Here is a 23,663-nt window from a genome sequence, read left to right as displayed (position 1 = left end):
TGCCAACCGTCTGCGGTGCGATCCGCGGAACGGTATAGAGCAGCGCCTGCACAGGACTGGAAGAGCGCGTCGATTCAAAATCCGCTGAAGACCTCTCACCTTTGCGTCAGCGTCGCAGCTCCGCTGCTCCCTGTTGAAGGTGCACGCATTTTGGATGATTGGCTTCGGCGGGTTTCGCATAGCAACCTTACGCGCTTGTGTTGCATCAACGGCGCAGTTCCAGGTTGCAAGTTGCGGTTGGCTGAACGACAGTTCGCGATGGCGGACACGGCCTGTCGCGCTTGTGCGGGACAAGCCCGATCCTGCCCGCACCGGAGCGACCATGCAGCGATCCAGGGTAGTCCTCATCACAGCGATCGTCTACGCCTTGATTGGCCTGGTCCTCGCCGGCGGCGGCATTTGGCTCGCCGCATTGGGGGGATCGATCTTCTACACTGTCCTCGGCGTCGGCGTTCTCGCCACGGCTCTGCTGCTGCTGGCGCAACGCCATCAGGCGCTATGGCTGTTTGCGATCGTGCTGCTCGGCACGCTGGCATGGGCCGTCTATGAGGTGCGGTTCGACTGGTGGCCGCTCGCTGCGCGTGGCGACGTCATCTTCCCAATGGCGCTCTGGCTGCTCGCGCCGGTGATCGTGCGCGCCCTGACACGAAGCGGGCCAGTGCCTTACATGCGCGCGACGGCGCTACTCTGGATCGGCGTCGCCGCAGCGGCGGCGGTGCTCATCGTCGGGCTGCTGTCGAGCTATCACGACATCAACGGCACGATTGCCGAGTCCGGCTCTGCCGTGCCGCAAAGCGAAGCCGACCCGCAGCCGGACGGCGACTGGCGCGCCTATGGACGCACGCAATTCGGACAGCGCTATTCGCCGCTGAAGCAGATCACGCCCGACAATGTGGGCAACCTCAAGATCGCCTGGACCTTCCGCACCGGCGACGTGGCGACGCCGGAGGATTCCGGCGAGACGACCTTCGAGGTCACCCCGATCAAGGTGCGCGATACGCTCTATCTCTGCTCGCAGCACCAGGTGCTGTTCGCGCTCGACGTCAAGACCGGCACCGAGCGCTGGCGCTACGACCCCAAGCTTGTGCACAACCAGACGTTCCAGCACATGACCTGCCGCGGGGTCTCCTATCATGAAACCGCGCCTGGCGCCGTCGACAGCAGTGGCAATCCGGCGCCGGCCGAGTGCCCGCGGCGGATCTTCCTGCCCGTCAATGACGGCCGCATGATCGCGCTCGATGCCGACAGCGGCAAGCTCTGCGAAGGTTTCGCCGATCACGGCATCCTCGACCTGCAGCAAGGGATGGGAATCAAGACCGCCGGCTTCTTCGAGCCGACGTCGCCGCCGGTCGTCAGCGACAAGATCCTGGTCGTGGCCGCCGCAGTGATCGACAACTATGCGGTCGAGGTGCCGTCGGGCGTGATCCGCGGCTTCGATGTCTACACCGGCAAACTGGTCTGGGCCTGGGATTCCGGCGCGGCGGACGAGAACGCATTGCCGTCGCCGGCGCGGCATTACACCAACGGGTCGCCGAATTCCTGGATCACGGCCTCGTTCGATCCGAAACTGAATCTGGTCTACATCCCGACCGGCAACAACGGACCTGACATCTGGGGCGGCAATCGCGATGCGCTGGTCGAGCGCTATTCCAGCGCCATCGTCGCGCTTGACGTCAACACCGGCAAGCGCGCCTGGTCCTACCAGACCGTGCATCATGATCTCTGGGACATGGACGTTCCCTCGCAACCGAGCCTGGTCGATGTGACGACGGCCAAGGGCGTCGTTCCCGCGCTGATCCAGCCGACCAAGGTGGGCAACATCTTCGTGCTCGACCGCAGGACTGGCGAGCTGATCGTGCCGGCGCCGGAACGCGCGGTGCCGCAAGGGCCGGCGCCCGGCGACCGCTCGGCACCGACCCAGCCGTTCTCCGAACTGACCTTCCGCCCGGAGGCGAAGCTGACCGGCGCCGACATGTGGGGCGGCACGATCTTCGACCAGCTGCTGTGCCGGATCATGTTCCACCGCTTGCGCTACGAACGCACCTTCACGCCGCCGTCGTTGCAGGGCACGCTCGTCTTCCCGGGCAATCTCGGCATGTTCGAATGGGGTGGCATCGCGGTCGATCCTGTCAGGCAGATCGCGATCGCCAATCCGATGTCATTGCCGTTCGCGTCAAAGCTGATTCCGCGCGGCCCGCATAATCCTCCGGCGCCGACAGCCGAGAAACCGGTCGGCAGCGAGGTCGGAGTGCAGCCGATGTATGGCACGCCGTTCGGGGTGGGTATCTCGAGCTTCCTCTCGCCCTTCTCCGTGCCGTGCTACCGGCCGCCATGGGGCTCGATGGCCGCGATCGACCTGAAGACGATGAAGATCGTCTGGCAACATCCCAACGGCACGATCCGGGACACCACGCCGCTGCCGCTTCCATTCAAGATGGGCATGCCGATGCTGGGTGGGCCGATCACCACCGCCGGCGGCGTTGCGTTCTACACCGGGACCTATGAGTACACGATCCGGGCCTACGATGTGCGCAACGGCAAGGTGCTCTGGGAGGATCGCCTGCCGGCCGGCGCCCAATCGACGCCGATGAGCTACGAGGCTGGCGGCAAGCAATACGTCGTCACCGCGGCCGGCGGCCACGGCTCGTTCGGCACCAAGCGCGGCGACTACGTCATCGCCTACGCATTGAAGGATTGAGCCGCTTCATCGGGCCGTCATCTTCCTTCTCCTTCCCCCTGAAAGGAGGAAGGTCGGGATGGGGATCAGCCGCAGGTGATGCTCCCCCCGAGAGAGTGAATCCCCACCCGCTTTGCTCCGGTGAGCAAAGCGACCTCTCCTTTCCAAGGGGAGGTGGAACTGGCCCAACTGGATAGCGTCCAGACGGGTTGGCAAATCCGGCCAAAGCCGCTAAAGGTCCGCCCCCTTTCACAGACAATCCGAGCATGACATGTCGAGCGCCCCGCCCGCCGTCTCGATTGGCGTCGATTTTGGCACCAGCAACACCGTGGTCGCGCTGTCCGACGGCGACGGCCGCGTCGAGGCTGTTCGCTTCGACCATGGCGGCCGCACGCATAGCGTCTATGTGTCCGCGCTGTGCTTCTGGGAGGAACGGCCCGGCGCCGGCCTGCATCCGCGCGCCGAGGGCGGCCCGTGGGCGATCGAGCAGTTCCTCGAGGGACGCACGATCCATCGCTTCATCCAGTCGTTCAAGACGTTCGCGGCCAGCTCGGCCTTCAACACCACCCAGATCTTCCGGCAACGCTACAAGTTCGAGGACCTGCTCGCGGCGTTCCTGCGCACGCTGACGCGCCATGCCGGCGACGGATTCGATCTCGGCGCGCCGACCATCATGGTCGGTCGTCCGGTGAAATTTGCCGGCGGCAATCCCAATGACGAGCTCGCGATGCAGCGCTACCGGGCCGCGTTCGAGCGGCTCGGCGCCGGCCATGCGCGCTATGTCTACGAGCCGGTCGGCGCGGCGTTCTCCTTCGCACGCAGTCTGGACCACGATGCCACCGTGCTGGTCGCCGATTTCGGCGGCGGCACCAGCGACTTCTCCGTGATGCGGTTCTCGCGCAAGGGCGGCGTGCTGCGCGCCGAGCCGCTGGGCCATGCCGGCATCGGCATCGCCGGCGACACCTTCGATTACCGCATCGTCGACCACATCGTCTCGCCGCGGCTCGGCAAGGGCACCAGCTACCGCTCGTTCGACAAGGTGCTGCCGATCCCCAATCACTATTATTCGAGCCTCGCTCGCTGGCATCAGCTCGCGATGATGCGGGGCAATGGCGACTTGCGCGAATTGCAGCAGCTCGCGCGCACCGCGCTCGATCCGGCGCCGCTGCACGATTTCATTACCATCGTCGACCACGATCTCGGCTTCGCGCTGTATCGCGCCGTGTCCGACACCAAGGTCGCGCTGTCGAGCCGCGACCGCGTCGAGTTCCGCTTCGCCCGCGAAGGCATCGACATCGGCGCGACCGTGACGCGCGACGATTTCGAATCCTGGATCGCCGACGACATCGAACGGCTGGGCGCGACGGTCGACGAGGCGCTGGCCAAGTCCGGCATCACCGCGCGCGACGTCGAGAAGGTATTCCTGACCGGCGGCACCTCGTTCGTGCCGGCCGTGCAGCGCCTGTTCGCCGAGCGCTTTGGCGCAGCGCGGCTGACCTCGGCGGATCAATTCGAATCGATCGCCTACGGCCTCGCTTTGATCGGTCATACGCCCGATCCCGACCGCTGGACCTTCGCCGAAGCCGCGTGACAATACGCTTCGCGCCTTGATCCTGCCTTCACAGGCGACTACATCAGTTAAATCATCAATCCGACAGGATGCCGACGACCATGGATTTCACCCTGACAGCAACGCCCATCAGCCTTGCCCTCGGGGATATCCATGCCTGCATCGATCGCGCTCTCTCATCTGACCCTGTCCGCGCCTGACGGCCGGGTTCTCCTTTCCAACATCGATCTGAATTTCGGACCTGAACGCACCGGCCTTGTCGGCAGGAACGGGGTCGGCAAGACGACGCTGCTCGGCCTGATCGCGAGGGTGCGCACGCCGCAATCCGGCACCGTCTCGGTTCAGGGACGCGTCGGGATGCTGCATCAGACGGTTCAGCTGAAGCCGGATGAACGCGTCGTCGACCTGTTCGGCGCGCGCCACGCATTGGCCGCGCTGCGCCGTGCCGAACAGGGCCTTGCGAGCATCGAGGAGATTGCCGACGTCGACTGGACGCTCGACACGCGCATCGCGGCCGCGCTCGAGCGCGTCGGACTGAGCGATGCACTCGACGCGCCGCTGGCGACGCTGTCCGGCGGACAGGCCACCCGGGCGCGCCTGGCGGCACTGACCTTCGCACAGCCCGATTTTCTGCTGCTGGATGAACCCACCAACAATCTCGACCGCGCGGGGCGCAAGACGGTGATCGACCTGCTCGCCGACTGGCGGCACGGCGCCATCGTTGTCAGCCACGACCGCGAATTGCTGGAGACGATGGATGCGATCGTCGAACTGACCTCGCTGGAAGCCAGGCGCTACGGCGGCAATTGGAGCGCGTACCGCGCACGCAAGGCGATCGAGCTGTCGGCAGCACGGCACGATCTGGCGGATGCCGAAAAGCGCGTTGCCGAGATCGACCGCAACGCCAGAGAAGCCAACGAGCGGAAGGCGCGCAAGGACGGCGCAGGCGCAAGGAAGCGCGCCAAGGGTGATCTGCCGCGCATCGCCGCCGGGCTGCGCAAGGACCGCAGCGAAGACAGCGGCGGCGAGAACGCCCGTCTCGCCGAACGACGGCGGACGCAAGCGCTCGAACTTGCCACCGCGGCCCGGCAGCGCATCGAGGTGCTGCAACCCTTCTCGGTGCAGCTGCCCTCGACGCATCTGCCGGCGAGCAGGATGGTGCTGCGGATCGACGCGGCCGATGTCGGCTATAGCACGGATGCGCCGATCCTGCGTGACGTCAGCTTCTCCATGTCGGGTCCGGAGCGCGTCGCGATCATCGGCCCCAACGGCGCCGGCAAGACGACGCTGCTCAAGCTCCTCAGCGGCGAATTGATCGCGATGCGCGGCATCGTCGAGGTGATGACCCGGTTCGCCATGTTCGATCAGGCGGTCAGCCTGCTCGATGCGTCGGCCTCCATCCTGGAGAATTTCCGGCGCATCAATCCGGATGCCGACGAGAACGCCTGTCGCGCGGCGCTGGCGCGCTTCATGTTCCGCGCCGATGCGGCGCTGCAGGCCGTTGCGAGCCTCAGCGGCGGCCAGTTGCTTCGCGCCGGTCTCGCCTGTGTGCTCGGCGGCGAGAGACCGCCGCCTTTTCTGATCCTCGACGAGCCGACCAATCACCTGGATATCGAATCCATGGAAGCGGTCGAGGCCGGCTTGCGCGCCTATGACGGCGCGCTGCTGGTTGTCAGCCACGACGAGGCCTTCCTCGAGGCCATCGCGATCACGCGCAGACTGGATCTCGCGTCGTGGACGTGACGCGCAGAGCGGAGGAATTGCCTTTACGCATTAATGCTCGAACGACGAAGATCAGTCAGGAATTGAACAGCCGAGCACGCGTCGCCTTGGGGTAGGTCGTAAGGCGCGGTGCCCGGCTGTCAGGCCGCGCGGCGGTGCGGCCATCCCGCCAGCCTCGCTTGTCCCCAAGCGCGAGGCCGTCGGAGCTGAATCTGGTCTGTTGCTAAATCCGCGCCGTCGAATGAAGCGCGTTTCTCCAGAGGGCAAATGCGACGAAGCCAGCCAGCAACAAAAAGCCGCCACCGGCCGCGATCAGGAAATGCGCGAGCGTCATCTTGGAACATCCCAATTGAAAGGCTTCATGCGGAGCGATATGCGCCGCAACCTGGCAATCAAAAGCACTTCAAAATTGATTTGCCCCGCCGGCCGCCGCCGGACAGCCCGAAAGGTGGCTGGCACTGCGCTCTGCCCACCCTTCGATTTCAGAGCGGTCGTCCAGCCACTCGGCTGTTGCCGCTCATCGCGCGGTTCGTCACACCGCTCAACTGCCACGAGGATAATCGATAAAATTTTATCGACAATCGAAACGAAGAATTAAGGTTACCGAGGCGGGCCGAAAGCCGGCTCCCACCAAAATATCGAAAACAACCCCATGCAAAGGAGCCGGCGGCCGCCGCGCCAGCCTGAGCGACGTTCAGTTCGAGCAACATTTTCGGAACGAAAGTTCGGAGGGGCATGTCACGTTTCGACGCGCTGCCTTGTCTTGGCTTCTGCAATGGCAGCAGCAGAGGACACCATGCACACACCCGGAACCGGAGGCGGTCGCACCCTGATCGCGATCGTCTATCACAGCGCCTACGGCCATACCCGGCGTCAAGCGGAGGCCGTCAGGTCCGGCATCCAGGATGTCGATGGCGCGGAAGCGCTTCTGGTGCCTGTCGAGCACGTGGAACAGAACTGGGATCGGCTGATGGATGCGGAAGCGCTGATCTTCGGCACGCCCACCTACATGGGCGCCGCCTCCGCGGCCTTCAAAGCCTTTCAGGAAGCAACGTCACGCGCGGTGATGTCAAAGGGCTATCGCTGGAAAGACAAGCTCGCGGCCGGCTTCACCAATTCGGGGGCACACGCCGGCGACAAGCTGTCCACTTTGATCCAGCTTGCATTGTTCGCCGCGCAGCATGGGATGCATTGGGTCAATCTCGACCTGCCCCCGGGGAACAACTCCGCAGCGGGATCGGACGCCGATCCGAACAGGCTGGGGTTCTGGCTCGGAGCCGGCGCGCAGTCGAACACCGACGAGGGCGCGGACACCGCCCCGCCCGACTCCGATCTCGCAACCGCCCGCCACTTGGGACGGCGGGTGGCGAAGACGGCGCTGCAGTTTGCGCGTGGCCGTGACGCGGCCACGGCGACCGTTCGGGCAGCGTCATGAACAATGCAGCCGAAGCATCGGCGGCCGAGATCTTCGCCGAGTTGCGGCCGCGCCTGATCCGGCTGGCCTATCGGATGCTGGGCTCGGTCGCCGACGCCGAGGATGTGGTGCACAGCGCCTGGGTGCGCTGGCTCGCCGCCGATCGCGATCAGATGCGCGATCCCAAGGCCGTCTTGCACACCATCGTCACCCGATTATCCCTCAACGAATTGAAATCCGCGCGGCGCCGGCGTGCTGCCTATGTCGGACCGTGGCTCCCCGAACCGTTCTTCGATCCTGAAGCAGAGGAAGCCGCCGACGATCTGATCCTGCCGTTGATGATTGCGCTGGAACGCCTGTCGCCCTTGGAGCGGGCGGCCTTTCTGCTGCATGACGTGTTCGGATTGGGGTTCGATGCCGTAGCCGAGACGATCGGGCGCGAGGCTGCGACCTGCCGCAAGCTTGCCAGCCGCGCCCGCGCGCATATCCACGACGCCAGGCCCAGGTTCATCGTCGGCAATGAAGAAGGCCTGCGGCTCGCCAATGCCTTCTTCACGGCCACACGGACCGGCGACCTTGCCGCGCTGCGCGCGATGCTCGCCGAGGATGTCGTGGTCTATGCGGATGGCGGTGGCCGGGTCCCGGCACCGACGCGACCTCTGGTCGGACTGGAAGCCGCGATGGAGCGTTTCGCGGGGCTCACCCGTCTCTTCGCGACGCATCCCTCACGCTTGATCCGCTACGCCACCATCAACGGATTGCCGGGCTTCATCACCATCGAGCACGACCTCGTTCAAACGACAGCCTTGCATATCGAGAACGAGCGGGTCCTTGCGATCTATGTGACCCGCAATCCGGACAAGCTGCAGAACGTCCCTGACGTGTCGGGATGCTTTGGCAAGGTCGGATCTGCTCCTGGGTGATGGAGAGGGAGTCGGCCTAAATCAGTGTTAAGCCATTGTCTTAAACATATTGCAATGATTGCCCGTCGCTACATACCACCGACATACGCCCGTGCGATGCTTCCAACCCCTCACAGACGATAGCGGAGTCGCCAGCACCATCAGCACCTCGCTGAAACAATAGACCGCATCCCAAGGTGTCCTTTGGGACTAGGGAATTTCCTTTATCTCGCTTCTTCTTTTTTTGATTGCGCGCCCCCAACGCACCTCACCGTGACGCGCTTGGCATCTGCGCCAGTGATTACTGAATGTCCGCAACGGGCCAATCAGCATAGTGCATGCGGTAGGATAAGCATCGTGGCGAGCGGCGGTAAGCTAGGGAATTCGCCCGTCTGACGCGCTCAAGGAGCGCGACACGCATCGAACGCTTCAGATCGCTCCACCATACATCAGACATGCAGGTGTGTTCGATGTGCTCGAAGGCGCATTGGACAGCGAGCGATGCCATCTGCTTCCTTGGCCGAGCGCCGAACGTGCGAACGAACCGCGCCGCCGCGGAATCCGTGTGAAGCCAAGTGAAAACCAAAACTGCGGCACCATCAGCAGCAAGCAAGTGCATCGCCACGTAGCAACAGTCGCCGGCGAGGTTCTGAGCCCGGCGTGCGGCGAAATCGTATTGCGGACGAAAGGCACCAGCGGTCATCACAGCAGGCGGAGCATCGAAGCGCACGACGAGGCTGCGAACATCCCTGAATCGTCGAGCAGCAATCAACTTCTCGGTGCGCCGTAGAGCGTGGTGCGCTTCATGGAACGCCTTGCCGCTCCACGTGAAAATCCAGGAGAACCTGAAATTCTGGGGTTCATCTGCTCCCCAATCTAGCTCGGAGGCCGCTGACTCCTGCTGGTTTCTACGGTGATAGAACTCAGCCGCAATTGCTCGATAGTGCAGCAGCGCAAGTTGCTCGGGTGAGAAATTGAGCGGGACGTCTTCAATTGGCGCGAAGAGAGCTTTGTCGTGTTTGGCGCAAAAACAATTCATGGTCGAAAACGTGCCGACGCCGATTTCCTTCGCCCCGAACTCGGTCCTCTGCATCTTCATTATGGCAGGCAGCGAGGTAGGGACGGCTACGATGCGACCTCTCTGGGCGATCTGCCTCAATTGAGAGCGAGGAATGATGTGGGCGCGGACGATCCGACCGCGGCATGGCGAGCCATCGCAAGCGGCAACGCAATCCTTCACCTCGAAGAAGCGTTGGTGCCCTTCGGTGAAGGACCACATCTGGGGCGAAATCGTCATTATTCGCGCTATCCACAAACGCCCTAGCTTCGCAAGTTCCTGTCGCCGCACGGCGGGCAGGCCCGGCTAATGCTGGCCTCATCCGCGTCGCCCAGCGCTGCCATATCGTCGCTCAATGCGAGTATCTGGCGGCCGACTTTGTCTTGTCGTCAAGGTGAGGACCCAGCCAGCGCACTCCGGGAAAATGAGCGCGGTGACGTCGAAGTGGCGGAGAGGGAGGGATTCGAACCCCCGATAGGCTTGCACCTATGCCGCATTTCGAGTGCGGTGCATTCAACCACTCTGCCACCTCTCCAGTGGCCCGGGTGATTTGCGCCACCCGCGGTCGGGGCGTGTTCTAGGCGAGGATGGCGGGACAGACAAGGCGCTGCAATAATATTTCCGTCACTGACGCCTCGCGCCACCGAAGCACCGGGATACGGCCAAGAATGCGCGCGGAAACAAAGCACTAGAGCGTTTTGGAGCCAAGTGGACACCGGTTCGCGTGAAGAAAACGCGTCAGAGCAAGAATCCAGGCCTTCGGTTCTGGTTCAATTAGAACCGAAGGTCTAGCAGAACGGTTCTGGCTCGATCGGCGCGCGAGCGAACCAGCCGGAGCAGGAGCGGGCCATGGAGCATGTGACGATAAGAGCCAATGGTGCGGCGTTCCACGTCGCGCGGACCGGCAGCGGCAGGCCACTGCTGCTGTTGCACGGCTGGCCGGAATTCTGGCTGACCTGGAAGCCGGTGATGGCGCGGCTCGCCGGCCGCTACACCCTGATCGCGCCCGACCTGCGCGGCTTCGGCGACAGCGACAAGCCGCACGGCGCCTATGGCCCCGATCAGCATACCGACGACATGCTGGCGCTGCTGGACGCGCTCGGCGTCGACAAGGCCGGCGTTGTCGGCCACGACGTCGGCGGCGCCGTGATGCAGCCCCTCGCCCGCAACGCGCCCGACCGCATCGCGGGGCTGTTCTTGTTCGATTTCGTCTATCCCGGCATCGGGCCGCGGATGGCCGCGCCCGACCGGCTGAACCACATCTGGTACCAGTCGTTCCACCAGATGGAGATGGCGCCGGCGCTGGTCGGCGCCAACAGGAACAGCTGCCGCACCTATATCGGCCATTTCCTGCACAACTGGTCGCACCGCAAGGCTGCGTTCGACGACGTGATCGAGGATTTCGCCGACAATTTCTTCAAGCCCGGCAATCTCGCCGGCGGCTTTGCGCATTATCGCGCGTCACATGCGGGGCGCGTGAAGATGATGCAGGGCGAGGCCCCGGCGCTGCCGCCGATCACGGTGCCGACCTGCATTCGCTGGGCCGAGCACGACCCGCTGTTTCCCTATGCCTGGACCGACCGGCTGGGCGAGACCTTCTCCGATCTGGACCTCGAGATGTTTCCCGATGTCGGGCACTTCCCGCATCGCGAGGACCCCGACCGCGCCGCCGCCGAGATCGCCGGCTTCTTCGCGCGGATCAATTGGAAGTAGAAAGTGGTGGGACCGCCAGGACGCGACAAAAACTGGCGGTCCCGTGCCGCTTCTTAATATTGCTGGCCGGGAAGTGCGGCTTCGCCGGTCGGCGGGAGCGACACGGGCCACGGTAGCGAGCGACGTCGAAACGGCAACGCGAACCCGATCTTAACCTAACCGATCAACCTTACCGCGCGATCGCTGAATCCTGACGGCTCAGGCGTCGGCCTTCTTGGCTTTTTTGGCCTTTTTCTCGTTCTTTCCGCTCTCGTCGTCTTCTTTCTTCTCGGCCTTCTTCTCGTCCTTGCCGTTGTCTTTCTTGCGATTGGTGTAGCGGGCATTGCCAAGCCCGGTTCCGATCGTCAGCACGCCCCAGCGCGCGACATCCTGCATGAACGGGACCTCGGCCAGCCCCTGCACCACGCCGTCATTATGCATCACGATCGCGGTGTCGTGATCGCCGATCTGCGGGATCGCCTCGACCAGGCTCGCCGGCAAGTTGAATTTGCTGCTCTCCCAATTGCCGGGCAGGTTCTGTGCTCCCTTTTCGATCGATCCGTCCTCATTGATGACGCCGGGACAGGCGATGCCGATGAACGGCGCGAGCTTGAGATTCTCCTTCTCGGCGGAGGCAATCAACTCCTTCAGCATCTTCACCAGCCGCTTCACCGCGCCTTCGCGCGTCGGCTCGTCGTCGGCGTGGCGCCACAGCTCCGATTTCCAGACCGCCGCCTTGGAAAGATCGGGCGCCTTCTTCCAGCGCGTCTCGACAACGCCGCAGCGGATATTGGTGCCGCCGATGTCGACTGCGAGGACGCCGTCATGGGCCTCGAAAATCCACGATGGCGCCAGATGCAGCGTGCCGATCAGCCCGGCATCGTCGGGGTGAAAGCGGATCGGCAGCAAATCGACCTTGAAATCCTCCGACTTCAGGATGATCTCGGTGCGCGCGATGGCGAGCTCACCGAGCCTGGAGTCGCGGAAGCCGCCGCCGACCACGATGCGCTCGGTCCTGGCCCAGGCCTTGGTGTTGAGGAAGCGCCGCGTCACATAGGCGAGCTCCTGGGCAAACTCCTCGATCGCGCTGTGCACGACCGCCGAGGCCTCGGTGTCGTCGCCGACCAGCAGCTCATCGAGCTTCTTCTTGCTGATCTTGTCGGACGGCTCGTCGCCGAACGGATCCTCGTCCGACTTGCGCAGCGGCTTGCGCCAGCGGTCGAGGATCTTGCGGAAGGCGCCCTTGGAGGCGCGATCGCCGAGAAAGCCCTCGTCGTCCTTCAGCTCGATGTTGAAGCTGTCGATGTCGACAGACGGCAGCCGCGCGGCACCGTGGTGCGCGATGCCCGTGGTCAGTCCGGTGTCTTCGGCCATTCGCCCTGCCCGCTTGAGGTTCCCAGCACTAACAATCGGGAACTCAAATGGTTGCGTCCCGCAGAGCCAGCGCCTGGCCCGCGGGACGCAATTATCGCGGGGCCTCAGGCGGCCTTCACCCCGTAGCGCGCCGCAGGCGAACTGCGCGACAGATTCGGGATCAGCTTCTGGCGGGCTGCCTCATAGGCCTGCCAGTCGGCGGCCTCCGGCAGCGACGGCACGGTGAAGACCTCGCCCTGGTCGAAACCGGCGAGCGCGGCATCGACCATGTCCTCGGCCTTCATCACGATCTCGCCGGGCAGATGCGCGACCGGCGTGCCGGCTATGTCCCAGAACTCGGTGGCCGTGGCACCGGGCAGCACAGCCTGGACCCGGATGTTCTTGTCCTTCAGCTCATGCTGCAGCGAGTGGGTCAGCGCGAGCACGAAGGCCTTGCTGCCGCCGTAGACGCCGTTGAGCAGCTCCGGCTGGACGCCGACGACCGAGGCGATGTTGATGATGGTGCCGCCGCCGCGCGCGACTAGCCCCGGCACCGCCGCATAGGTCAGGCGCATCAGCGCGTCGACATTGAGCGCGATCATGTCGCTCATCTTGTCGACATCGGATGCGAGCAGCGGCGCGGTGGCGCCGACGCCGGCGTTGTTCACCAGCACGCTGATGCCGGCGTTGCTGCGCAGAATGGACTCGATCCGCGATACATCGCCGCGCTTGCTGAGGTCGGCGGCAACGATCTCGATCGATCGGCCTGTCTCCGCCGACAGACGCTTGGCAAGCCCATCGAGGCGCTCACGGTTGCGTGCGACGAGGATCAGATCGTAGCCACGCCGTGCGAGCCGGTCCGCGTAGATGGCACCGATTCCGGACGACGCACCGGTAACGAGCGCCGTTCCGGTCGTGGTCTCCTTGGCTGACTTGGTCATGTTGGTCTCCTGTTTGACCTGGGTATTTGACCCGGGCGGCCGTCTTGGCCGCTGCTCAGGTTTTACAGGCCCCCTTGCATGTCTCAAATGTCATATATACACCTTTTTAGGACAAAAACTGCCGTTGGAGAGTTCCATGCAGGAGATCGGGTTCGTCGTCTTCCCGGGCTTCCAGGTGATGGGCTTCACCGCCATCACCGCCTTCGAGATCGCCAATCTGGTGGCCGGTGAAAGCTTCTACCGGGTCACATTGCTGTCCGAGAATGGCGGCCCGGTACGGTCATCCGCGGGCTTCAATGTCGAGACCGAAGCGTTCAGCGAGCGCAGCTTCGACACGCTGTTCGTTGGCGCCGGCACCGAGCTGCATCCGGCGTCATCGAAGCTGACCGACTATGTTCGCCGCGCCATGACGGCGTCACAGCGCATTGCCGCGCCCTGCGTTGGCGCCTTCTCGCTCGCCGAAGCCGGCCTGCTCGACGGCCGGCGCGTCTCCACGCATTGGCAATACGCCGCCGAGCTGCAGGCGCGCTTTCCCAAGCTGAAAGTCGAGCAGGATCGCATCTACATCGTCGACGGACCGATCTGGACCTCGGCCGGCATGACCGCGACGATCGATCTGGCGCTGGCGATGGTCGAGCATGACCTCGGCGTCGAGGTCGCCCGTTCGGTGGCGCGCAAGCTCGTCGTCTATTACCGCCGCACCGGCGGACAGTCGCAGTTTTCGGCACTGCTCGAGCTCGACCCGAAATCCGACCGCATCCAGAACGCGCTCAATTACGCCAAGGCGCATCTGCGCAACGAGCTCTCGGTCGAGGAGTTGGCTGCCGTCGCACGGCTCAGCCCGCGCCAGTTCAGCCGCGCCTTCCGTTCCGAGACCGGCCAGTCACCGGCCAAGGCGATCGAGCATCTGAGGGTCGAGGCGGCGCGCGAATTGATCGGTGACGGCCGCCATTCGATGGACGAAATTGCTGGTGAGACCGGCTTTGCCGATCGCGAACGGATGCGGCGGGCGTTCCTGCGGGTGCTGGGCCAGCCGCCCCAGACCATCCGCCGCCACGCGCGGGCCGCGGCACAGACCGCGGCCTGAGGGTCGATTCGGACCGGAACCACGCCAAACCCTTCATTTTTGGCCGGTTTTTGCCCTGCTTTACCTTGACTCTCGGTCGATTGCGGCTATAAGTCCGCCCATCCGGCGCGGGGATTTCTCGCGCCGATTGTTTTTGTGCGGACCGTTTGGGAATTCATTCCCTTCGCACGAGACACGCAACCCATAGCGACTGAACAAGAAGCCGACCCGGGCGAACCGTCCGAGGCCGGGATCGAACACGAAGGAATCAAACGATGTTCGCAGTCATCAAAACCGGCGGCCGGCAGTACCGTGTCGTTCCGAATGATGTACTCGAGATAGGCAAGATCGCCGGCGATGTCGGCACGATCGTGCAGCTTGGCGAAGTTCTGGTGCTCGGCGGTGACACGCCGGTGCTGGGAACGCCCACCGTGGCAGGCGCGTCCGTTGCAGCCGAAGTGCTGCAGCACAAGCGCGGCGCCAAGGTGATCGCGTTCAAGAAGCGTCGCCGCAAGAATTCACGCCGCAAGCGCGGCTATCGCGACGAGCTCACGGTGCTTCGCATCACCGAGATCCTCGCCGATAACGCCAAGCCGACCGTCGGCCCGCGGCCGAAGAAGGAAAAGGTCGCAGCGCCCGCCGATGGCGAGGACGCAGCGCCGCAGGCGGCCAAGAAGAAGGCGTCCGCAAAGGCGCCGGCCGCCAAGGAGGCTCCGGCCAAGAAGGCCGCGGCCAAGGCTTGAGAAGAAGTGATCGTCGCGCTTTGAGACGTGAAGCGTGACAAAACGTGAAATGATTCCGTCAAGGAATTGATCTAGAGATCAAAGCGAAGTCGGAGACGAGCCATGGCTCACAAAAAAGCAGGCGGTTCATCGCGCAACGGACGTGATTCCAAGGGCAAGCGCCTTGGCATCAAGGCGTTCGGTGGCGAGCGCGTGATCCCCGGAAACATCATCGCGCGTCAGCGCGGCACCACTTGGCATCCTGGCCTTAATGTCGGCATGGGCACCGATCATACTCTCTTCGCCAAGGTCGAGGGTCATGTCGAGTTCCGTGCCAAAGCCAACGGCCGCACGTTCGTATCGGTTATTCCGATGGCAGAGGCGGCCGAGTAGACGGTGGACACACATGAGTCCGCCGGGTCCTGTTGAACCGGCGGAGTCGCAAAGGGCTCCAAGGGGAGGCGGGATGACCGGCCTCCCCTTTTTGTTGCGCGCGATCCGGTTCGACCGCGCGTGACGTTCCAAGCGTTGCGTACCGATTTTTCGCATCACAGGAGCTCGACATGTTGCAGGACATCCCGACGCCGACCTTGCGCGAGGCAAGAGCATGCGTCCTCGAGACCGAACGGCTGACATTGCGCAAGCCGACGCTCGCGGACGTAAAAGCAATCGCACGCCTCGCCAATGACCGCCGCATCGCGGAGAACACCCGCCGCCTGCCGCATCCCTATACCCACGACGACGCCATCGACTTCGTGCGCGCGCTCGGCGCCGGCGGACGCGAAACCGTTTTCCTGATCGAGAACAATCACACGCCGATCGGCATGGTCGGCATCGACTGGCGCGAGGAGACATCGGCCGAACTCGGCTACTGGCTCGGCGTCGACTATTGGGGCCAGGGATTCGGCACCGAGGCCGCGCGCGCCGTGATCGATTACTTCTTCGAGGAATTCGATCTCGACCAGCTGATCTCGGGCGCCCGCGTCGTCAATCCGTCGTCGCGCAATATCCTCGAGAAGTGCGGCTTCCAGTGGGGCGGCGTCGAGCTGCACCGCTTCGAGGCGCTCGGCTCATCGAGCCCGGTCGACTGCTTCCGCCTGTCGCGCGGCGTCTGGGCGTCGCTGAAGAGCTGGAACAACTCGACCCGGCGGGAGAGCTGATTCCTCCCTTCTCGGCCTTCACCCTCCCCTGGAGGGGGAGGGTCGTTGCGCGTGAAGCGCAGCGGAAGGCGCAACGGGGTGGGGTGATCTCTCCACTCGGGCACAGTTGGATGAGGAGAGACCTTCACCCCACCCCGCCGCTCATTGCATTCGCGTCGCCCCTCCCCCTCCAGGGAGGGTAGGAATCACGCCGGCGGATTCACCGCGGAGTCCGGGTGTCCAAGCTGCTGCTCGCGCACGAAGATGTAGAGGCCGGCCGCGATGATGATGGCGGCGCCGATGATGGTGGCCCAGGACGGCACGTCGCCGAACACCACGAAGCCGAAGATCACCGCCCAGACGATCATCGAATACTGGTAGGGCACCACCACGCTCGCCGGCGCGAGCTTCAGCGAACGATTGACGCAAAGCAGCGCCGCGACCGAGATGATGCCGGCGGTGAAGAACAGCACGAGGCTGCCGGCTGATGGCGTCACCCAGCCGAACGGCGAGAGCACGAGGCCCAGGACGAACGTGCCGCCGAATTGCGTCGTCGCCAGCACGATATCGGGCGTCGCGCGCAGCGAGCGCGTGATCAGCATCAGCACCGCAAACGACAGGCTGCCGCCAAGCGCGATCATCGCCGGCCAGCTGATCGTCTGCGCCGACGGCCGGAGCGCGATCAACACCCCGCAGAAGCCGACCAGGATCGCGGTCCAGCGCCGCCAGCCGATATGCTCGCCGAGCACGAGGCCCGACATCGCGGTGACGAAGATCGGTCCGGCCAGATAGTAGGTGATGACGTCGGCGAGCGGCAGATAGACGGTCGCGAGGAAGAATGCCGCAACCTCCACCGTCGACAGCGTGACGCGCAGCAATTGCAGCCAAGGGCGCTCCAGATGCAGAAAATCCGCGCGCCGCTGCCACACGATCGGCAGCAGCACGAGCAGCGCCGCGCAGGCACGCAGCCACAACAATTGCCCGACCGAATAGGTGGCGACGATGAATTTGCCCATCGCGTCGCCGAACGAGAACATGAAGATCGACAGCAGCATCAGGCCGATGCCGGCGAGCCGCGCCGATCGGTCGTCGTAGGAGGACAGCTTTGCGAACAGGCTCATGAGCAGACTTGCGCTATTGTTCCCGAGTCGTCCGGTTTTAAAGACGTGGATGCCCGGGACAAGCCCGGGCATGACGAATTGAACGGATTGCCGCACCTGCGTCGCTGCGATACCGGTAGCTGATCCCGGCAACAAGAAGAGCAGGAAACGCCGCATGAGCGACTTCGACCCCACCCAGCATCGCATGGTCCCGGCGCAGCGGTGGTTCGAGGATTTCGTGCTCGGCGAGCGCTTCGTGATTCCGAGCCGGACCCAGACCTCGGCCGTGTTCGCGGCGTTCCAGACCGCCAGCGGCGACACCCATCCGATCCATTACGACGTCGAATATTGCCGCGCGCGCGGCATGCCGGATCTGCTTGCCCACGGCTTCCAGACCCTGGTGCACACCGCGCCCGGCGCGGGGCTGTTTCCCTATGTCGTGGAGGAGTCGCTGATCGGCTTCCTCGAGCAATCGAGCAAGTTCCTGAAGCCGGTCTATGCCGGCGATACCATCTACCCCGCGCTGGAGGTGATCGAGCTGTCGCCGGGCAAGACCACCGGCGTCGTGACGCTGCGCTCGACCGTGCACAACCAGCGCCGCGAGCTGGTGCTGGAGGGGATGCAGAAATTCCTGGTCCGGCGGCGGCCTGCTTAGCCGCAAGGGCCGTAAAAAGGCCCGAAAATTAAGGCTTTTCGCTGAAGTCAGGGCCTTTCCGGGTTGCCGCCGCGGCCACCCTGCCCTAACTAGTGAAAACCATGAAATTCCTCGATGAAGCCAAGGTCTATATTCGCTCGGGCGACGGCGGCAACGGCTGCGTCGCGTTCCGGCGCGAGAAGTTCATCGAGTTCGGCGGTCCGTCCGGCGGCAATGGCGGCCGCGGCGGCGACGTCATCATCGAGTCCGTCGACGGACTGAACACGCTGATCGACTACCGCTACCAGCAGCACTTCAAGGCGCAGAAGGGCGGCAATGGCATGGGCAAGGACCGCCACGGCGCCAACGGCAAGTCGATCGTGCTGAAAGTGCCGGTCGGCACCCAGGTGTTCGACGAGGACCGCGAGACCCTGCTGCACGACTTCACCGAGCTCGGCGAGACCTTCGTGCTGGCCAAGGGCGGTAATGGCGGCTTCGGCAATGCGCATTTCAAATCTTCCACCAATCGCGCCCCGCGCAACGCCAATCCCGGCGCGCCGGGCGAAGAGCGCTGGATCTGGCTGCGGCTGAAGCTGATCGCCGATGCCGGCCTGGTCGGCCTGCCCAATGCCGGCAAATCGACCTTCCTGTCGGTGGTCAGCGCCGCACGGCCGAAGATCGCCGACTATCCCTTCACCACGCTGCATCCGCAGCTTGGCGTGGTGAATTTCGGCGGCCGCGAATTCGTGCTGGCCGACATCCCCGGGCTGATCGAAGGCGCGCATGAAGGCGCCGGCCTCGGCGACCGCTTCCTCGGCCATGTCGAGCGCTGCCGCGTGTTGCTGCATCTGGTCGACGCAACCTGCGAGCATGCCGGCAAGGCCTACAAGACGGTGCGCACCGAGCTCGAAGCCTATGAGGGCCAGCTCGCCGACAAGATCGAGATCGTCGCGCTCAACAAGATCGACGCGGTCGCGCCCGACGAACTGAAGAAGCAGAAGGACCGCCTCAAGCGGGCGGCGAAGAAGACCCCGCTGCTGCTGTCAGGCGCGACCGGCGAAGGCGTGCAGGATGCGCTGCGCGCGCTGGTCGACGTGATCGGCGAGGCGCCGGTGTCCAACAAGGCCAAGGGCCAGGCGGAGCCGTGGGCAACGCCGGCGCCGCAGGGTTGAACGGCACAGGCCGCGCAACGCCTGGACTTCCCAAGCCACATTGTGGCGTCTATTGCTTCCATCTTCCTGCCAGACCGAATTCATGAAACGCCCCGCGCTCAAGAACTTTCGCCGCATCGTCGTCAAGGTCGGCTCATCGCTGCTGGTCGACTCGCAGGCCGGCGAAGTGCGCGCGTCCTGGCTCGCCGCGCTGGTCGAGGACATCGCAAAGCTGCACAAGCGAGGCTGCGAGGTCATGGTGGTGTCGTCGGGCTCGATCGCGCTCGGCCGCAGTCGCCTGAAGCTGCCGCGCGGCCCGCTGAAGCTCGAGGAGAGCCAGGCGGCCGCAGCGGTCGGCCAGATCGCGCTGGCGCGGATCTGGTCGGAGGTGCTCGGCCATCACGGCATCGGCGCCGGGCAGATCCTGGTGACGCTGCAGGACACCGAGGAGCGCCGCCGCTATCTCAACGCGCGCTCGACCATCGCCAAGCTGCTGGAATGGGGCGCGGTGCCCGTGATCAACGAGAACGACACGGTCGCGACCACCGAGATCCGCTACGGCGACAATGATCGCCTCGCCGCCCGCGTCGCCACCATGGCGAGTGCGGATCTGCTGATCCTGCTGTCCGATATCGACGGCCTCTACACCGCGCCGCCCGCGCTCGATCCCGACGCCAAGCTGATCCCGGTGGTCGAAAGCATCACCTCGGAGATCGAGGGGATGGCTGGCTCGGCCGGCTCGGAACTGTCGCGCGGCGGCATGACCACCAAGATCGAGGCCGCGAAGATCGCGACCACCGCCGGCACCCACATGCTGATCGCGTCCGGCAAGATCGAGCATCCGCTTGCTGCGATCGCCGACGGCGGCCGCTGCACCTGGTTCCTGACCCCGGCCAATCCCGTCACCGCGCGCAAGCGCTGGATCGCGGGCTCGCTCGAGCCGAAGGGCACGCTGACCATCGATGCCGGCGCGGTGGCGGCGCTGCGCGCCGGCAAAAGCCTGCTGCCCGCAGGCGTGATCCGGGTCGACGGCCAGTTCGCCCGCGGCGATGCCGTGGTGGTGCGCGGCCCCGACACCCATGAGATCGGCCGCGGCCTGGTCGCCTACGACGCCGAGAACGCCGAAAAGATCATGGGCCGCTCCTCGCCCGACGTGATGGCCATTCTGGGCATCAGCGGCCGGTCCGAGATGATCCATCGCGACGACCTCGTGATCGGCCCGGCCGGGGCGATCCCGCCGAAATAAGCCACTGGATAGGCCATTGGCCGAGCGGGGCGGCCTGCCGCCCACCTGCCATGCCGGTTCCGCGCCTCGCCACCCTTCAATTGCCATGCTAGAACATGGCCTTAGTCCAAAGCTGGTAGTTTCATGAGCGCCCCCCTGAAGGCGATCGACGGCAACGCCGATCTCACCACCCTGATGACCGACCTCGCCGCCAAGGCGCGCGCCGCCGCGCGCGTGCTGGCGCTGGCGCCGCCGGAGCAGAAGGACCGGGCGCTCGCTGCGATCGAACGCGCGATCCGCGCCAACGCGCCGGCCATCCTTGCCGCCAATGCCGAGGATGTCGCCGAGGCGCGCGCGGGTGGCATGACCTCTGCCTTCGTCGACCGCCTGACGCTGACAGAGGCGCGCGTCGCCGGCATGGCCGATGGCGTTGCCACCGTGCGCGAGATCATTGATCCGGTCGGCGCCGTCACCGAAAGCTGGCAGCGGCCGAACGGCATGACCATCGAGCGCGTCCGCGTGCCGCTCGGTGTGATCGGCGTGATCTTCGAGAGCCGGCCCAACGTCGCCGCCGACGCCGGTGTGCTGTGCCTGAAGTCCGGCAACGCGGTGATCCTGCGCGGCGGCTCGGACAGTTTCCGCTCCTGCCGCGCGATCCATGATTGCCTGGTGCAGGGCCTGCGCGAAGCCGGCCTGCCTGAGGCCGCGATTACCCTGGTGCCGACCCGCGACCGCGCGGCCGTCGGCCTGATGCTGACGGGATTGAACGGCGGCATCGATGTGATCGTGCCGCGCGGCGGCAAGAGCCTCGTCGCACGCGTCGAGGCGGAGGCACGCGTTCCGGTGTTCGCGCATCTCGAAGGCGTCAACCACATTTACGTCGATGCCAGCGCCAGGCTCGATATGGCCAAGGCGGTCGTGCTGAACGCCAAGATGCGCCGTCCCGGCGTCTGCGGCGCCGTCGAGACCCTGCTGATCGATCGCAGCGCTGCCGGGACGCAGCTGAAACCGCTGGTCGAGCTGTTGATCGATGCCGGCTGCGAGGTGCGCGGCGACGACGTCGTGCAGGGCGTCGATGCCAGGGTGAAGCCCGCATCCGACGAGGACTGGGACACCGAATATGAGGACGCGATCATCTCGGCGAAGGTCGTCGATGGTCTCGATGAAGCGATTGCGCATATTCAAAATCACGGCTCGCATCACACCGATGCGATCGTGACGGAGGATGCCGCTGCCGCGCAAAGATTTCTCAACGAGGTCGATTCAGCGATCGTGCTGCACAACGCCTCGACCCAGTTCGCCGACGGCGGCGAGTTCGGCTTCGGTGCGGAGATCGGCATTGCCACCGGCAAATTCCACGCCCGCGGGCCGGTCGGCGCCGAGCAGCTGACGAGCTTCAAGTACCGCGTCCACGGCACCGGGCAGACGCGGCCGTGATCATTGTCGCACGCGCACGGTAAGCCCTTGCAGCAAGCATCGAGCGTGTCGTTATCCGCAGCCCAGGCGCTTCCGTTCTATACCAACGGCATGCGCATCGGGCTGCTTGGCGGCTCGTTCAATCCACCGCACGCCGCGCATCGCGCCATCAGCCTGTTTGCGCTCAAGCGCCTGCAGCTGGACCGCGTGTGGTGGCTGCTGACGCCGGGCAATCCGCTCAAGAACCATGACGGCCTGCACGCGCTCGCCGAGCGCGCCGAGGCCGCGCGCCGCGTTGCCGACGATCCGCGCATCGACATCTCCTGTCTCGAAGCTGTCATCGGCGTCAGCTACACTGTGGACACGATCATCCACTTGCGCCGCCGCGTCTCCGGCGTGCACTTCGTCTGGATCATGGGCGCTGACAATCTCGCGCAATTTCATCGCTGGAAAGATTGGCGGCGCATCGCGTCCGATGTGCCGATTGCCGTGATCGACCGTCCGCCCCAAAGCTTCCGCGCCCTTGCCGCACCGGCGGCGCAGGCGCTCGCGCGCTATCGGATGCCCGAAAATCAGGCGACACGGCTGGCCGACCAGCGGGCGCCGGCCTGGGTGTTCCTGACAGGAATGAAATCCAATCTGTCTTCGACCGGACTTCGGAACCCGGACGGGAGCTGGAGAACGGCATGAAGCGCAAAAGGGTTACTGGAATATTGAAACCATTAACCCCACATGCGTAGTATGGTGCGTGGGGCCGAGGATTCGGCACCCGCGATACAGTGAAAGGAATGGTCCCTGGCCACATCTGTATTGTCAAAGTCTGTTTTACCCAAGGTTCCAAAGACTGCGCGTAAAACATCGACCAAAACCGCGGCCTTGCAGGCGCAACCGGACGCCGACAAACCGGATGCCAACAAGACGCTGAGCCTGATCCTCTCCCGCCTCGAGGACATGAAGGCGGAAGAGACGGTCACCATCGACCTTCGGGGCAAATCCGCATATTCCGACTACATGATCGTCACCACGGGCCGGGTTAACCGGCACGTTGGCGCGATTGCGGAAAATGTGACGAAGAGCCTCAAGGAGAACGGGGTCAAGAACATCCATGTCGAGGGCTTGCCCAATTGCGACTGGGTGCTGATCGACTCCGGCGAGGTGATCGTGCACGTGTTCAGGCCTGAGGTGCGCGAGTTCTACAATCTCGAGCGGTTGTGGACTCAGAACCCGGCGGTCGCGGCGGTCTAAGGGGTATCGAAGCCGATGCGAATCGGCTGCGGCGCAGCTAGTCTGGGCGCGCGCCTGGAGGCATGCGAGTTATAGACTTGACGCGTTTTCTACGGCAAACCGGATTCCACTTTGCCGGAAAACGCGTGTATGCGTCTCGTCGTGATCTGCATCGGCCGTCTGAAACAGGGCCCTGAACGGGAGCTCGCCGTGCGTTACCGCGAGCGCTTCGAGGATATCGGCCGCAAGCTCGGGTTTCGCGGCCTCGAGATCCATGAGATCGCAGAAAGCCGCGCGCGCGACACGCCCGCGCGGATTGCCGAAGAAGCTGCGGCGATCTCGGCGCTGCTGCCTGAGAAGCACGCGCTGGTCGCCCTCGACGAACGCGGCAAGAACATCGACAGCGCGAGCTTTGCCCGGCAGCTTGGCCGCTGGCGCGACGAGGGAACAGCGCATACTGTCTTCGTGATCGGCGGCGCAGACGGACTTTCGCCCGAATTGCAGCGCAAGGCTTTGTTGCGAATTGCATTCGGCTCCGCGACCTGGCCGCATCAAATGGTCCGCGTCATGCTTCTGGAACAGATTTATCGCGCCGCGACCATTTTGGCCGGCCACCCCTATCATCGCGCGTAAGGCGTGGTGACGGACAGTCGAAAGC

21 protein-coding genes and 1 tRNA gene are annotated in these 23,663 nt (G+C 64.5%); 17 read left to right on the top strand and 5 right to left on the bottom strand.

All coding sequences use genetic code 11. The features are described 5' to 3' along the window. The first annotated feature begins 322 nt into the window (after window positions 1-322). From E2I15_RS31940 to E2I15_RS31920, 5 genes are all read left to right on the top strand, one after another. Window positions 323-2,698, top strand: a complete 2,376-nt coding sequence (locus tag E2I15_RS31940; RefSeq protein WP_137483879.1) for a glucose/quinate/shikimate family membrane-bound PQQ-dependent dehydrogenase — start codon at window positions 323-325, stop codon at window positions 2,696-2,698. Window positions 2,699-2,948: 250 nt separating this feature from the next. After that, on the top strand, window positions 2,949-4,268 hold the full coding sequence (locus tag E2I15_RS31935) for an Hsp70 family protein (protein WP_137483880.1): 1,320 nt from the start codon (window positions 2,949-2,951) through the stop codon (window positions 4,266-4,268). Between the two features lie 132 nt (window positions 4,269-4,400). After that, entirely contained in the window at window positions 4,401-5,990 is a 1,590-nt protein-coding gene (locus E2I15_RS31930; RefSeq protein WP_137483881.1) for an ABC-F family ATP-binding cassette domain-containing protein, read from the top strand. Between the two features lie 754 nt (window positions 5,991-6,744). Beyond that, window positions 6,745-7,404, top strand: coding sequence for a flavodoxin family protein (locus E2I15_RS31925; RefSeq protein ID WP_246668465.1), 660 nt, complete (start codon window positions 6,745-6,747; stop codon window positions 7,402-7,404). Continuing rightward, a complete protein-coding gene (locus E2I15_RS31920; RefSeq protein ID WP_137483882.1) occupies window positions 7,401-8,306 on the top strand; it encodes a sigma-70 family RNA polymerase sigma factor in 906 nt (301 codons plus the stop codon). Before E2I15_RS31925 ends, E2I15_RS31920 begins: the two co-directional genes overlap by 4 nt. A gap of 280 nt (window positions 8,307-8,586) precedes the next feature. On the opposite strand, the gene E2I15_RS31915 is transcribed toward E2I15_RS31920, so the two are convergent. Together E2I15_RS31915 and E2I15_RS31910 are read right to left on the bottom strand one after the other, a co-directional pair. Continuing rightward, window positions 8,587-9,582 carry a hypothetical protein gene (locus E2I15_RS31915; protein WP_137483883.1) on the bottom strand — a complete coding sequence of 332 codons (996 nt, stop codon included), beginning with the start codon at window positions 9,580-9,582 and terminating at the stop codon, window positions 8,587-8,589. Window positions 9,583-9,787: 205 nt separating this feature from the next. Further along, window positions 9,788-9,877, bottom strand: a tRNA-Ser gene (locus E2I15_RS31910). Window positions 9,878-10,191: 314 nt separating this feature from the next. On the opposite strand from E2I15_RS31910, the gene E2I15_RS31905 reads away from it, so the two are divergent. Beyond that, entirely contained in the window at window positions 10,192-11,055 is an 864-nt protein-coding gene (locus tag E2I15_RS31905) for an alpha/beta fold hydrolase (RefSeq protein ID WP_137483884.1), read from the top strand. 198 nt (window positions 11,056-11,253) lie between these two features. Here E2I15_RS31905 and E2I15_RS31900 read toward each other — a convergent pair whose 3' ends face one another. Both E2I15_RS31900 and E2I15_RS31895 read right to left on the bottom strand, forming a co-directional pair. Continuing rightward, window positions 11,254-12,408 carry an ROK family protein gene (locus E2I15_RS31900; RefSeq protein ID WP_137483885.1) on the bottom strand — a complete coding sequence of 385 codons (1,155 nt, stop codon included), beginning with the start codon at window positions 12,406-12,408 and terminating at the stop codon, window positions 11,254-11,256. A 104-nt stretch (window positions 12,409-12,512) separates the two neighbouring features. After that, complete coding sequence (locus E2I15_RS31895; RefSeq protein ID WP_137483886.1) at window positions 12,513-13,328, bottom strand: SDR family NAD(P)-dependent oxidoreductase; 816 nt, start codon at window positions 13,326-13,328, stop codon at window positions 12,513-12,515. 136 nt (window positions 13,329-13,464) lie between these two features. Between E2I15_RS31895 and E2I15_RS31890 the strand changes: the two genes are divergently transcribed. The 4 genes from E2I15_RS31890 (at window position 13,465) to E2I15_RS31875 (ending at window position 16,276) form a co-directional block, all read left to right on the top strand. Next, window positions 13,465-14,415, top strand: coding sequence for a GlxA family transcriptional regulator (locus E2I15_RS31890; protein ID WP_137483887.1), 951 nt, complete (start codon window positions 13,465-13,467; stop codon window positions 14,413-14,415). Window positions 14,416-14,669: 254 nt separating this feature from the next. After that, complete coding sequence (rplU, locus tag E2I15_RS31885; protein WP_137483888.1) at window positions 14,670-15,137, top strand: 50S ribosomal protein L21; 468 nt, start codon at window positions 14,670-14,672, stop codon at window positions 15,135-15,137. Between the two features lie 102 nt (window positions 15,138-15,239). After that, window positions 15,240-15,509 carry a 50S ribosomal protein L27 gene (rpmA, locus tag E2I15_RS31880; protein ID WP_016847848.1) on the top strand — a complete coding sequence of 90 codons (270 nt, stop codon included), beginning with the start codon at window positions 15,240-15,242 and terminating at the stop codon, window positions 15,507-15,509. Between the two features lie 170 nt (window positions 15,510-15,679). Next, entirely contained in the window at window positions 15,680-16,276 is a 597-nt protein-coding gene (locus E2I15_RS31875; protein WP_016847847.1) for a GNAT family N-acetyltransferase, read from the top strand. A 185-nt stretch (window positions 16,277-16,461) separates the two neighbouring features. Here E2I15_RS31875 and E2I15_RS31870 read toward each other — a convergent pair whose 3' ends face one another. Continuing rightward, the gene (locus E2I15_RS31870; protein ID WP_137484029.1) at window positions 16,462-17,376 is read right to left on the bottom strand and encodes a DMT family transporter; all 915 of its coding nucleotides are present in this window, start codon (window positions 17,374-17,376) and stop codon (window positions 16,462-16,464) included. 154 nt (window positions 17,377-17,530) lie between these two features. Here E2I15_RS31870 and E2I15_RS31865 point away from each other — a divergent pair, with 154 nt between their 5' ends. The 7 genes from E2I15_RS31865 to rlmH all read left to right on the top strand — a co-directional run bounded on the left by E2I15_RS31865 (window position 17,531) and on the right by rlmH (window position 23,638). Continuing rightward, window positions 17,531-18,010, top strand: coding sequence for a MaoC family dehydratase (locus E2I15_RS31865; RefSeq protein WP_137484028.1), 480 nt, complete (start codon window positions 17,531-17,533; stop codon window positions 18,008-18,010). Between the two features lie 101 nt (window positions 18,011-18,111). Further along, window positions 18,112-19,161, top strand: a complete 1,050-nt coding sequence (obgE, locus tag E2I15_RS31860; RefSeq protein WP_137484027.1) for a GTPase ObgE — start codon at window positions 18,112-18,114, stop codon at window positions 19,159-19,161. An 82-nt stretch (window positions 19,162-19,243) separates the two neighbouring features. Continuing rightward, on the top strand, window positions 19,244-20,386 hold the full coding sequence (proB, locus tag E2I15_RS31855) for a glutamate 5-kinase (RefSeq protein ID WP_137484026.1): 1,143 nt from the start codon (window positions 19,244-19,246) through the stop codon (window positions 20,384-20,386). Window positions 20,387-20,509: 123 nt separating this feature from the next. After that, complete coding sequence (locus E2I15_RS31850) at window positions 20,510-21,802, top strand: glutamate-5-semialdehyde dehydrogenase (protein ID WP_137484025.1); 1,293 nt, start codon at window positions 20,510-20,512, stop codon at window positions 21,800-21,802. A 45-nt stretch (window positions 21,803-21,847) separates the two neighbouring features. Continuing rightward, window positions 21,848-22,471 (top strand): nicotinate-nucleotide adenylyltransferase, encoded by a 624-nt coding sequence (locus tag E2I15_RS31845; RefSeq protein ID WP_018269404.1) that lies wholly within the window; start codon window positions 21,848-21,850, stop codon window positions 22,469-22,471. A 186-nt stretch (window positions 22,472-22,657) separates the two neighbouring features. Beyond that, complete coding sequence (rsfS, locus tag E2I15_RS31840; RefSeq protein WP_016847840.1) at window positions 22,658-23,026, top strand: ribosome silencing factor; 369 nt, start codon at window positions 22,658-22,660, stop codon at window positions 23,024-23,026. A 129-nt stretch (window positions 23,027-23,155) separates the two neighbouring features. After that, window positions 23,156-23,638 (top strand): 23S rRNA (pseudouridine(1915)-N(3))-methyltransferase RlmH, encoded by a 483-nt coding sequence (gene rlmH, locus E2I15_RS31835; protein WP_137484024.1) that lies wholly within the window; start codon window positions 23,156-23,158, stop codon window positions 23,636-23,638. The last annotated feature ends 25 nt before the right edge of the window (window positions 23,639-23,663 follow it).

The sequence above is a fragment of the Bradyrhizobium sp. BR2003 genome, assembly GCF_009720285.1.
Taxonomy (GTDB): Bacteria; Pseudomonadota; Alphaproteobacteria; order Rhizobiales; family Xanthobacteraceae; genus Bradyrhizobium; species Bradyrhizobium elkanii.
The sequence above is the reverse complement of the archived record's forward strand: the minus strand, read 5'-3'. Positions and strand labels throughout refer to the sequence as shown.